This is a genomic window from Pseudonocardia sp. OZ21 (genome assembly GCF_059359135.1).
Genome location: NZ_JCADBN010000005.1, coordinates 219,205 through 231,113, shown reverse-complemented (window position 1 = coordinate 231,113; position 11,909 = coordinate 219,205). Strand labels below are relative to the sequence as shown.

Below are 11,909 nucleotides of genomic sequence, written 5' to 3'. Positions count from 1 at the left end.
TGGTCACGTGCGTCGACAGTTCATCCGCTACGAGAGCCCGAGCGCACGGTGATGCCCGTGGGTTCACGGCCGACAATGCATCTCACGGTCGGCTTGCCTGGGGCGGGCAAGACCACCTTTGCTCGCGAGCTGGAGCGGGCCAGCGGCGCCTTGAGGCTGACACCAGACGAGTGGATGGTGCCCCTGTTCGGGCTGCGATGGGTTGACTCCGATGGAAAGCGCGACGTCCTCGAAGGCCGGCTCGTCTGGGTTGGACACCAGGTGTTGCGAGCGGGCGTCTCCGTAATCCTCGACTTCGGCTTCTGGTCCCCCGAGGAGCGATACGCCCTCCGTGCGATCGCCGATCTCGCCGGCGCCGACTTCCAACTGCACTACGTGACTCTTCCCGAGGATGAGCGGAGGAAGCGGGCGACAGCGCGGTGGCGCGAGGCTCCCCTGGAGACCTTCGAGATGACCCTCGACGACCACGAACGGTTCCGCGACCAGTTCACGCCACCCACGATCAACGAGGTCCAAGGCGGCCCACTTCCTCCGCCTCCGATGCCGTTCGAGAGCTGGCCCGCTTGGGCTTCTGATCGTTGGCCTTCGCTCCCGCGCCTGGACAGCTGACCGCGGCTTCTGCTGATGCGCTCTGAGCATGGGTGCTGCTCTGGTGGTTGGGCCGGGTAACCGGGCCGGGCACGACCGGACACAACAAGATCGGCCCCTCACCCTGTTGGCGCAGGTGAGGGGCCGTTTCCGCTGGTGATCCGGATGGTGCCCCCGGCAGGATTCGAACCTGCGCCACCGCCTCCGGAGGGCGGTGCTCTATCCCCTGAGCTACGGGGGCCCTTGCAACGCTGCAAACCCTAGCGCACGCCCAGAGCTAGCTCGGCAGGGGCTGCCCACCGCGTTCGGCGAGCAGTTGGCGCATGTAGCCGGCCTCGGTGGTCTGGGAGCTCAGCATCTGGGCGGCGAGGTTGCGGACCTGCGGCGTCTCGGCGTGCTGGGCGCCGTACTGCAGCATCGAGGCGCCTCCCTCGTGGTGGCGGAGCATCAGCTGCAGGAAGAGCACGTCGAGCTGGGGGCCCGTGGCGGCGCGCAGGGCGGCGAGGTCGGCGGTGCTGGCCATCCCGGGCATGGTGGCGACTCCGCCGCCGTCCATGGGGGCACTCATGTGGCCGTGGCCGTCGGGGGCGGACATCCAGGCCATGTGCCCGCCTACCGGGAGTGCTCCGGCTCCCCACATCTCGAGCCAGCCTTGCATGCGGCCGACCTGGGAGTTCTGGGTGGCCTCGATGTCGGAGGCGAGCTGGGCGAGCACGGGGTCGGTGGTGTGGTCGCGCTCCCAGGAGGCCATCTCCACGGCCTGCTGGTGGTGCACGGTCATGTCCTGGGAGAACCCGACGTCGACGGAGTCGGCAGCGGGGGTGGCGGGGGTGCGGGAGGAGCCGGGCAGCCCGACGAGGAGCCCGCCCGCGGCGCCGAGCAGGAGCAGGGCCACCGCAGCGGCGACGGCGAGCAGCGGCCGTACCCAGCGCGCCTCGCCGGGCGCCGCGTCGGGGGGCGTGGGAGGGCGGCCGCCGGCGTCGGCTGAAGGGGCGCTCGGCGTGCTCACCCTTTCCATCATGAACCCGTGTCGGGTGTGACCGCTGACCCCGGCGTCGTCTCCGGCTGCGAGCCCGGCGAGCCGGGTGCGGGGGCCGGGACGAACGGCGGCGGGTTGTCCTGGGAGAAACCGCCAGGGCCGATCTCGTTGCAGCTCGCGCCCGGCTCCGGGTACGTGTACTGGTTCAGGCGCAACGCGGCGATGAACTGGTCGACCCGCGGGTCGGCGGCGTCGGCCAGCTTGAGCTGGTGGCCCCACGACTGCAGCGAGATCGGCTGGTCGAGACCGGGGTAGGGCGACATCACCGTGTAGGGCTGGTTCTCGACCTTGCTCTGCAGCGCCTGGAGTGCATCCCCGGTGACCTGGTCGGGGTTGTAGGCGATCCACACCGCCCCGTGCTCGAGCGAGTGGACGAGGTTCTCGCTGCGCACCGCCTGCGGGTAGACGACGCCGTTGCACGCCGCCCAGCTGCCGTCGTGCGCGCCGCCGAAGGGCGGGCTGTGGGTGTAGGCGATGCGCACGTCCGGGGCGACGTGCTGACCACCGGCGTACCCCTGCCTCACGACGCCCGCGATCTGCGTCGACGGATCCTGGTTCTGCGCCGTCGGCGTGAACGGCGCGAGGGCCTCCACCTTCGCCGCGTTCTCCTGGTTGCGCAGGAACGCGTAGCCGAACACCGCGCCCGCGAACAGCACGATCGCCACCACGGCCGCGATCAGACCCCACGGTGTGGACTTCTGGCTGACGACGGCCTTGCGAGATCCGCTGCGAGCCGCCTTGCTCTTGTTGCCGCTGACCATGAACCGTCCAGACCTCGGGGCTGAGAGACAGCGCGGCCGTCACCCGGACGGCCCTTGCCGCAGGCGAGTGTAGGAGTGAGGCGTGAAAAGGCAGTGAGCAGTACCTCCTAGACTGGGCCGGGTGAATCCCGCCGTGCTCGCCGACCTGGTCCGTGCCACCGCGTCCGACGTGCTCGAGGACCGTGGCCTGGACCTCGCCGCGCTGCCCGACGACGTGGGCGTCGAGCGCCCGCGCAACCCCGAGCACGGCGACTACTCCACCAACGTGGCTCTGCGTACGGCGAAGAAGGTCGGTGTCCCGCCGCGGGACCTGGCCGGCTGGCTGGCCGACGCCCTCGCCACCCGCGACGGCATCGCGAGCGCGGAGATCGCCGGCCCCGGGTTCATCAACCTGCGGCTCGCCGCCGACGCGCAGGGCGCGATCGTCGGCGAGGTGCTCCGTGCGGGCGACGCCTACGGCACCGGCGACGACGTGGGCGGGAAGTCGATCAACCTGGAGTTCGTCTCCGCCAACCCCACGGGGCCGCTGCATCTCGGCCACACCCGCTGGGCCGCCGTCGGCGACGCGCTCGGCCGGGTGCTCGCCGCCCGCGGCGCCAAGGTCACCCGCGAGTACTACTTCAACGACGCCGGTGGCCAGATCGACCGGTTCGTCGACTCGCTGATCGCCGCGGCGAAGGGCGAGCCCACGCCCGAGAAGGGGTACGCGGGCGCCTACATCGGAGAGATCGCCACGCAGGTGACGGCGGCCGAGCCGGGGGCGCTCGACCTGGCCGGCCCGGAGCAGCGCGAGGTGTTCCGCCGGATCGGCGTCAACCTGATGTTCGACGAGATCAAGCGCTCGCTGCACGCCTTCGGCACCGACTTCGACGTGTGGTTCCACGAGAAGTCCCTGCACGACTCGGGCGCGGTCGAGTCGGCGGTGCAGCGGCTCAAGGACTCCGGCAACCTCTACTTCGCCGACGGCGCGTGGTGGCTGCGCTCCACCGACGAGGGCGACGACAAGGACCGCCCCGTCATCAAGAGCGACGGCAACCCGGCGTACATCGCCGGCGACCTCGCCTACTACCTGGACAAGCGCAAGCGTGGCTTCGACCTGTGCATCTACATGCTCGGCGCCGACCACCACGGCTACATCGCCCGGCTGCGGGCCGCCGCCGCGGCGTTCGACGACGACCCCGACACGGTCGAGGTCCTGATCGGTCAGATGGTCAACCTGTACCGCAACGGCCAGCCGGTGAAGATGAGCAAGCGGGCAGGCACCGCCGTGAGCTTGGACGACCTCGTGGACGCCGTGGGTGTCGACGCAGCGCGCTACACGCTGATCCGGTCGTCGGTCGACTCCACCCTCGACGTCGACCTCGACCTGATCGCGCGGCGCAGCAACGACAACCCCGTCTTCTACGTGCAGTACGCCCACGCGCGGCTCGCGTCGCTGGCCCGCAACGCCGCCGACCTCGGCGTCACCGTGCCCGACGAGCCCGACTTCGGGCTGCTCGACCACCCGCGCGAGGGTGACCTGATCCGGACGATCGGCGAGTTCCCCGCTGTGGTCGCGTCGGCCGCCGAGCTGCGTGAGCCCCACCGGGTGGCCCGCTACCTGGAGCATCTGGCGAGCGCGTACCACAAGTTCTACGACGCCTGCCGCGTGCTGCCGCTGGGCGACGAGGAGATCTCCGACCTGCACCGCACCCGGCTCGCACTGTCCGTCGCCGCGCGCCAGGTGCTCGCCAACGGCCTCGGCATGCTGGGCGTTTCGGCGCCGGAGCGGATGTGACCGCCGACGTGCTTCTTCCCGCGGAGGCGAGATCATGACCGCCGACGTGCTTCTTCCCGCGGAGGCGAGATCATGACCGCCGACGTGCTTCTTCCCGCGGAGGCGAGATCATGACCGCCGACGTGCTTCTTCCCGCGGAGGCGAGATCATGACCGCCGACGTGCTTCTTCCCGCGGAGGCGAGATCATGACCGCCGACGTGCTTCTTCCCGCGGAGGCGAGATCATGAGAGCGCACCCGGCCGGCCCGCTGCACGCCGGCATCCAGGTACCCCCGGAGACCGCGGGGCCCCGGCCCGTCGACGCCTCCGGGCTCGACGAGCTGGCCCCGTCGGTGTGGCCGCGCGGCGCCACCCGCAGCGCGGACGGTGCGGTCGAGATCGCCGGGGTCGACGTGCGTGAGCTGGCCGAGACGTACGGCACGCCGCTCTTCGTCGTGGACGAGGCGGACTTCCGGTCCCGCGCCGCGGAGTTCGCCGCCAGCTTCGGTGCGGGTTCAGTGCACTACGCGGCCAAGGCGTTCCTGTGCACCGAGGTCGCCCGCTGGGTCGCCGAGGAGGGGCTCAGCCTCGACGTGGCCAGCGGAGGAGAGCTCGCCGTGGCGCTGCGCGCCGACTTCCCGCCCGAGCGGATCGCGATGCACGGCAACAACAAGTCCGTCGCCGAGCTCGTCGCCGCCGTCGAGTCCGGGGTCGGCCGGGTGGTGATCGACTCGTTCCACGAGATCGCGCGCCTGGACGCCATCGCGCGCGAGCGTGACGTCGTCGTGCCGGTGATGATCCGGGTGACGGTGGGCGTCGAGGCACACACCCACGAGTTCATCGCCACGGCCCACGAGGACCAGAAGTTCGGGTTCTCCATCGCGGGGGGCGAGGCGAGCGCCGCGGCGGAGGCGGCCCGGCGCGTGTCCGGGTCCCGCGGGCTGCGGCTCGTCGGGCTGCACAGCCACATCGGGAGCCAGATCTTCGACACCGAAGGCTTCCGGGTGGCCGCCCACCGGGTGGTGCGGTTCCTCGCGCAGCTGCACAAGGAGCACGGTGACGAGGCTCTGGACTCGGTCACCACGCTCGACCTCGGCGGCGGTTTCGGCATCGCCTACCGGGCCGCCGAGCGGCCGCTCGACGTGGCCGAGCTGGCCGAGGAGCTGCGCGGGATCGTCAAGTACGAGTGCCACGAGGCCGAGCTGGACGTCCCCGAGATCGCCGTCGAGCCCGGGCGGAGCATCGCAGGCCCCGGCACCGTCACGCTCTACGAGGTGGGCACGCTCAAGGACGTGCCGCTCGGCGGCCACGCGCAGCGCCGCTACGTGAGCGTCGACGGCGGCATGAGCGACAACATCCGCACCGCCCTCTACGACGCGGTCTACGACTGCCGGCTCGTGTCCCGCTCCTCGGAGCGGGACGGCAGCGGCCAGGCCGTGCTGTCACGGGTGGTCGGCAAGCACTGCGAGAGCGGCGACATCGTCGTGCGCGACTGCTGGCTCCCCGCCGACATCGCGCCCGGCGACCTGCTCGCGGTGGCCGCCACGGGGGCGTACTGCTACTCGATGGCGAGCTCCTACAACCGGCTCCCGCGCCCCGCGGTGGTCGCGGTCCGCGACGGTGTCGCCCGCGTCCTGCTGCGCCGGGAGACCCTCGAGGACCAGTTCCGGCTCGAGGTGACCGCGTGAGGCCGCCCACCCGGGCTTCGTCCACGTCCTGCCAGCAGCGATGATCGGGGCCGTGATGACGGGAGTATGGCTGTGACACCGATCCGCGTCGCGATGCTGGGGTGCGGCACCGTCGGCCGTGAGGTGGTGCGGCTGCTGCGCGACCACGCCGACGAGCTCGCGGCGCGTGCCGGTGCGCCCGTCGAGCTGGCCGGGGTGGCCGTGCGCCGTCCCCACAAACACGCCGACCTGGGGGATCTCCTCACCGGCGACGCGGCCGGCCTGGTCACGCGCGACGACGTCGACGTGGTCGTCGAGGTGATCGGCGGGATCGAACCGGCGCGCACGCTGCTGCTGGAGGCGCTGAAGGCCGGCAAGTCGGTGGTCACGGCCAACAAGGCCCTGCTCGCCGAGGACGGTCCCGCGCTGGCCGAGGCGGCCGACGCGTCCGGCGTCGACCTCTACTACGAGGCGGCCGTGGCCGGGGCGATCCCGTTGCTGCGCTCGCTGCGTGAGTCGCTGGCAGGCGACCGGATCACCCGGGTCGCCGGCATCGTCAACGGCACCACCAACTTCATCCTCTCCGCGATGACGGCGTCCGGGGCGAGCTTCGCCGAGGCGCTGGAGGAGGCCACCCGGCTCGGCTACGCGGAGGCCGACCCGAGCGCGGACGTCGACGGCTACGACGCCGCGTCCAAGGCCGCGATCCTCGCCTCGCTCGCGTTCCACACCCGGGTCACCGCCTCCGACGTGCACTGCGAGGGGATCCGCTCGGTCACCTCGTCCGACATCGCCGCAGCGGCGGGGATGGGCTGCGTGATCAAGCTGGTGGCGATCTGCGAGCGGGTCCCACCGGACGGCGACACCCCGGAGTCGGTGTCGGCCCGCGTCTACCCGGCGATGATCCCGGCGGTCCACCCGCTCGCGTCGGTCGACGGCGCGTTCAACGCGGTGTTCGTCGAGGCCGAGGCGGCAGGCCAGATGATGTTCTACGGCCAGGGCGCGGGGGGTGCGCCCACGGCGAGCGCAGTGCTCGGCGACCTGGTGGCGGTGGCGCGCAACCGGGTGGGCGGCGGGCGCGGCCCGCGCGAGTCGGCCTATGCCAGCCTGGCCGTTCGGCCGATGGGCACCGTGCGGACGCGCTACCACGTCAGCCTCGACGTCGACGACCGCGCCGGCGTGCTCGCGGCGATCGCGGGGGAGTTCTCCCACCGCGGGGTGAGCATCGCGGCGGTCCGGCAGACCGGCGGCGGCAACGGGGGAGAGGCGGCGCGGCTGGTAGTCGTCACGCACGCCGCACCGGAGGCGGCCCTCGCCGCCACGGTGGAAGTGCTCGCAGGACTGGACGTCGTACGCGGCGTCGACAGCGTGCTCCGGGTCGAGGACCTGGGCCGGAAGGGTGTTGCCGGGTGAGCTCTGCCACGAAAGCGACCCGATGGCCCGGGGTGATCGAGGCCTACCGGGATCGGATGCCCGTGGAGCCGGGCTGGACGATCGTCACGCTCGGGGAGGGCGGCACGCCGCTGCTGCCCGCGCCGCACCTCTCGCGGCGCACGGGCTGCGAGGTGTTCCTCAAGGTCGACGGCGCCAACCCGACGGGTTCGTTCAAGGACCGCGGGATGACGATGGCGGTCACCGACGCGCTCGCGCAGGGCAAGAAGGGGGTGCTCTGCGCCTCCACCGGCAACACGTCGGCGTCGGCCGCCGCCTACGCGGCCCGTGCCGGTCTGAGCTGCGCCGTTCTGGTGCCGCAGGGCAAGATCGCGCTCGGCAAGCTCGCTCAGGCCGTGGCGCACGGTGCGCGCATCCTGCAGATCGACGGCAACTTCGACGACTGCCTCGAGCTGGCCCGAAAGACCGCGGCCGACTACCCGGTGGCCGCGCTGGTCAACTCCGTCAACCCCACCCGGATCGCCGGGCAGGCGAGCGCCGCCTACGAGATCTGCGACGAGTTGGGGCGCGCGCCCGACGTGCACTGCCTGCCGGTCGGCAACGCGGGCAACATCACGGCCTACTGGGCGGGTTACCGCGCCTACCGCACCGACGACCTGATCACCGAGACCCCGCGGATGTTCGGCTACCAGGCGGCGGGCGCCGCTCCGCTCGTGCACGGCGCGCCCGTGCGGCATCCCGAGACGATCGCCACGGCGATCCGGATCGGGGCGCCGGCCTCGTGGGCGGCCGCGGTCACCGCCCGCGACGAGTCCGGCGGGCAGTTCGCCGCGGTCACCGACGACGAGATCCTCGCGGCGTACCGCCTGCTGTCCGCGCAGGAAGCCGTGTTCGTGGAACCGGCCTCCGCGGCGAGCGTGGCCGGGCTGCTCCAGTCGGCGGCCGACGGCACGCTCCCGCGCGGCTCGCTCGTGGTCTGCACCGTCACCGGGCACGGGCTGAAGGACCCCGACACCGCGCTGCTCGCGGCACCCGACCCCCGGGTCGTGCCGATCGATCCTGGTGCCGTCGCCGACGCGCTGGAGCTGCGATGACGGCCGCCGCCGACATGGATGACGTGACATCGCCGATGTCCGAGCCGGCGTCCGCGCACGGGACGGGCTGATGGGGCGTCCCGGCGAGGTCCGGATCCGGGTGCCGGGATCCTCGGCGAACCTCGGGCCCGGATTCGACTCGCTCGGCCTCGCTCTCGGGCTCTACGACGACGTCGAGGTGACCGTCGCGGCTCACGGCGTCGAGGTCGAGGTCGAGGGGGAGGGCGCCGGGCAGGTGCCCTGCGACGAAGCCCACCTCGTGGTGAAGGCCATGCGCGCCGCGTGGGCCATCGTCGGTGACGCGCCACCCGGCATCCGGATGCGCTGCCGCAACGCGATCCCGCATTCGCGGGGCCTCGGCAGCTCCGCCGCCGCGGCAGTGGCGGGTGCCGTGGCCGCCGTGGTGCTCTCCGGGCGAGATCTGGAGCTGGAACGCGACACCGTGCTGCAGGTCACCGCAGGCATGGAGGGCCACGCCGACAACGCGGCGGCCAGCCTGCTCGGTGGCTTCGTGGTGGCCTGGGAAACCGTGGGGAATACCTCGGAGCGGTTCCACGCTGTACGGCTCGAGTTGCACCCGGGGATTCGCCCGGTTGTGCTCGTCGCGGGAACGGAATCTTCCACCAGCGCCACTCGGGGCCTGCTGCCCGACCGGGTGCCTCTCCAGGACGCGGCCTTCACCGGCAGCCGTTCCGCACTCGCGGTGCTGGCCTTCACGCAGCGGCCCGACCTGCTGTTACCCGCCACCGAGGACCGCCTGCACCAGGGCTACCGGCGACCGGCATACCCGGAGTCGGCCGATTTGGTGGACGCGCTCCGCGCCCGGGGTGTCCCGGCCGCCATCTCCGGTGCCGGCCCCTCGGTACTGGCTCTGACCACGGACGGAACGGTGCCCGGCGATCTGGACCTGAACGGGTTCACGGCCGTCGCGTTGCCCGTCGATCTGGGCGGAGCCAGGGTGGAGGTCGGATAACCCCTTCCGTCGACCGCCGTCCGGCGCGTCGAACAGGGGGGTTGTTGCCGCACCGTGGGGTGAACGTCTACTCTCGTCACCGCAACGGCGATCCACGCGTCATCCGCGTGGCCACTCGAGCCGGAATCTGCGCATCCATTGGATCAGTTCTGATTTCGACTCGGGCGGCCTTCAGTCGCGACCGTCGCGCCGATCGCCCCCCTTGCCTGTCGGGGCGGCCGCTCTTCCCGCGACCCGTTGACCGACATGTCGTCCGGCACACCGTCCGGGCGAGTGTGTGAATCCAGCTGACCAGGGACAGACCCGGGTTGGTCAGGAAGGACATCAGTGAGCGAGACCGATCTCGTCAGCACCGAATCAGCTCCTGCGCCGCGCAAGCGCGGTGGCCTGACCGGCATGGTGCTGGCGGAGCTCCGCCAGCTCGCCGGGGAGCTGAACATCCCGGACACCTCCGGGATGCGTAAGGGCGATCTCATCGCCGCCATCAAGGAGAAGCAGGGTGCCGCCCCCACCCGTAAGCCGGCTGCCGCGCAGCTCTCGCTTCCGGAGAACGGCACGTCCTCCACCTCCACCTCCGCCCCCGCCCCCGCCCCCGCCGAGAAGCCGACCGTCACCGACGGTCCGCCCACCAACGGTTCCGCGCCTGCCGCCCCCGCGGCCGAGGCCGCTCCCGCCGCCACCACGCCCACCCGGCGTCGCCGCACGGCGTCGCGCCCGGCCGGTGCGCCCGACGTCGTCACCGCTGTGGAGACACCCGCGCCGAGCGGCAGCCCCACGGTGAACGGCTCGCCGGCCCCCGAGGTGGCTCCGCCGGTCGACACGGCCCCCACCAGTGTCGCGCCTGCCGTCGACTCCGCGCCTGCCCCGAGCAGCGCTCCCGAGGCACCTGCGCCCGACGCCGAGCCCGAGCAGGGCAGCCGCCGCACGCGGCAGAGCCGCCGGAACCGCGCCGAGCAGTCGTCCGCCGATACCGCCACCGACTCCGGAGCGGGCGAGAGCCCCTCGGAGGACCGGCAGCGGGGCCGCACCCGCGGCGAGAGCCGCGACGACCGCGCGGACAACCGCAACGGCGACACGCGCGCCGAGCGCGCCGACCGCGGCGAGAGCCGCAACGACCGGGCCGAGCGCAACGACCGCGCCGACAACCGGGCCGAGCGCAACGACCGTGCCGACAACAGGGCCGAGAACCGCGCCGAGCGCAACGACCGGACGGACAACCGTCCCGACAACCGCCAGGACGGCAACCGTTCGGGCGGCCGCCCCGACAACCGTTCGGACAACCGCGCCGACAACCGCGCCGACAACCGCGCCGACAACCGCGGTCCTCGCGACAACCGGCCCGACGACGATGACGACGAGGGCGACGGCCGTGGCCGTCGTGGCCGTCGCTTCCGGGACCGCCGCCGGGGCCGCGACCGCGAGCGCCCGGCCGGTGGCCAGGGTGGTGGCCAGGGCAACGTCGACACCGAGGTGCGCGACGGCGACGTGCTGCTGCCCGTCGCCGGCATCATCGACGTGCTGGACAACTACGCGTTCGTCCGCACCACCGGGTACCTGTCGGGCCCCACCGACGTCTACGTGTCGCTGTCGATGGTCCGCAAGTACGGGCTGCGCCGCGGCGACGCGATCACCGGCGCTGTGCGCGAGCCCCGCGAGGGCGAGCAGTCGCGGCAGAAGTTCAACCCGCTGGTGCGCGTCGACTCGATCAACGGGCAGGACCCGGAGAACTCCCGCAACCGCCCGGAGTTCACCAAGCTCACGCCGCTGTACCCGAACGAGCGGCTGCGCCTGGAGACCGAGCCGTCGAAGCTCACTCCGCGCGTGATCGACCTGGTCATGCCGATCGGCAAGGGCCAGCGCGCACTGATCGTCTCGCCGCCCAAGGCCGGCAAGACCATGATCATGCAGTCGATCGCCAACGCGATCACCACCAACAACCCGGAATGCCACCTCATGGTCGTCCTCGTGGACGAGCGGCCGGAGGAGGTCACCGACATGCAGCGGTCGGTGAAGGGTGAGGTCATCGCCTCCACGTTCGACCGTCCGCCGTCGGACCACACCACGGTCGCCGAGCTGGCCATCGAGCGGGCCAAGCGCCTGGTCGAGATGGGGCACGACGTGGTCGTGCTCCTCGACTCGATCACCCGCCTCGGCCGGGCCTACAACCTGGCCGCGCCCGCGTCGGGCCGGATCCTGTCGGGTGGTGTCGACTCCACGGCGCTGTACCCGCCGAAGCGCTTCCTCGGCGCGGCGCGCAACATCGAGGACGGCGGCTCGCTGACGATCTTCGCCACCGCGCTCGTCGAGACCGGGTCCACGATGGACACGGTGATCTTCGAGGAGTTCAAGGGCACCGGCAACGCCGAGCTCAAGCTGGATCGTCGGATCGCCGACAAGCGGGTGTTCCCCGCCATCGACATCGACGCGTCCGGCACCCGCAAGGAGGAGCTGCTGCTCTCGCCCGACGAGCTGGCGGTCACCGTCAAGCTCCGCAGGGTGCTCTCGGCGCTGGACGACCAGCAGGCACTCGACCTGGTGCTCACCCAGCTCCGCAAGACGCGCACCAACATCGAGTTCCTGATGCAGGTCGCGAAGAGCACTCCCGGCTCGGACGACTGAAAGACCGACCACTCGGGCCG

At 72.0% G+C, this 11,909-nt stretch carries 9 protein-coding genes and 1 tRNA gene; 7 read left to right on the top strand and 3 right to left on the bottom strand.

The features are described 5' to 3' along the window. The first annotated feature begins 57 nt into the window (after positions 1–57). Positions 58–609 carry a P-loop nucleotide/nucleoside kinase family protein gene (locus AC5L35_RS14075; protein WP_495060061.1) on the top strand — a complete coding sequence of 184 codons (552 nt, stop codon included), beginning with the start codon at positions 58–60 and terminating at the stop codon, positions 607–609. Positions 610–754: 145 nt separating this feature from the next. On the opposite strand, the gene AC5L35_RS14070 is transcribed toward AC5L35_RS14075, so the two are convergent. From AC5L35_RS14070 to AC5L35_RS14060, 3 genes are all read right to left on the bottom strand, one after another. Continuing rightward, positions 755–829 (bottom strand) — tRNA-Arg (locus AC5L35_RS14070). 36 nt (positions 830–865) lie between these two features. Continuing rightward, a complete protein-coding gene (locus AC5L35_RS14065; RefSeq protein ID WP_495060060.1) occupies positions 866–1,606 on the bottom strand; it encodes a DUF305 domain-containing protein in 741 nt (246 codons plus the stop codon). Next, complete coding sequence (locus AC5L35_RS14060) at positions 1,606–2,388, bottom strand: thioredoxin-like domain-containing protein (RefSeq protein ID WP_495060059.1); 783 nt, start codon at positions 2,386–2,388, stop codon at positions 1,606–1,608. The genes AC5L35_RS14065 and AC5L35_RS14060 overlap by 1 nt, the downstream gene beginning before the upstream one ends. 121 nt (positions 2,389–2,509) lie before the next feature. Between AC5L35_RS14060 and argS the strand changes: the two genes are divergently transcribed. The 6 genes from argS to rho all read left to right on the top strand — a co-directional run bounded on the left by argS (position 2,510) and on the right by rho (position 11,889). Next, entirely contained in the window at positions 2,510–4,165 is a 1,656-nt protein-coding gene (gene argS / locus AC5L35_RS14055; protein WP_495060058.1) for an arginine--tRNA ligase, read from the top strand. A gap of 224 nt (positions 4,166–4,389) precedes the next feature. Next, positions 4,390–5,832: a diaminopimelate decarboxylase gene (lysA, locus tag AC5L35_RS14050; protein ID WP_495060057.1), complete on the top strand. Its 1,443-nt coding sequence runs from the start codon at positions 4,390–4,392 to the stop codon at positions 5,830–5,832. Between the two features lie 66 nt (positions 5,833–5,898). Beyond that, positions 5,899–7,224 (top strand): homoserine dehydrogenase, encoded by a 1,326-nt coding sequence (locus tag AC5L35_RS14045; protein WP_495060056.1) that lies wholly within the window; start codon positions 5,899–5,901, stop codon positions 7,222–7,224. After that, positions 7,221–8,297 carry a threonine synthase gene (gene thrC / locus AC5L35_RS14040; RefSeq protein ID WP_495060055.1) on the top strand — a complete coding sequence of 359 codons (1,077 nt, stop codon included), beginning with the start codon at positions 7,221–7,223 and terminating at the stop codon, positions 8,295–8,297. The genes AC5L35_RS14045 and thrC overlap by 4 nt, the downstream gene beginning before the upstream one ends. Before the next feature lie 70 nt (positions 8,298–8,367). Then, positions 8,368–9,270, top strand: coding sequence for a homoserine kinase (gene thrB / locus AC5L35_RS14035; protein WP_495060054.1), 903 nt, complete (start codon positions 8,368–8,370; stop codon positions 9,268–9,270). 327 nt (positions 9,271–9,597) lie between these two features. Then, complete coding sequence (rho, locus tag AC5L35_RS14030) at positions 9,598–11,889, top strand: transcription termination factor Rho (RefSeq protein ID WP_495060053.1); 2,292 nt, start codon at positions 9,598–9,600, stop codon at positions 11,887–11,889. Positions 11,890–11,909 lie beyond the last annotated feature (20 nt).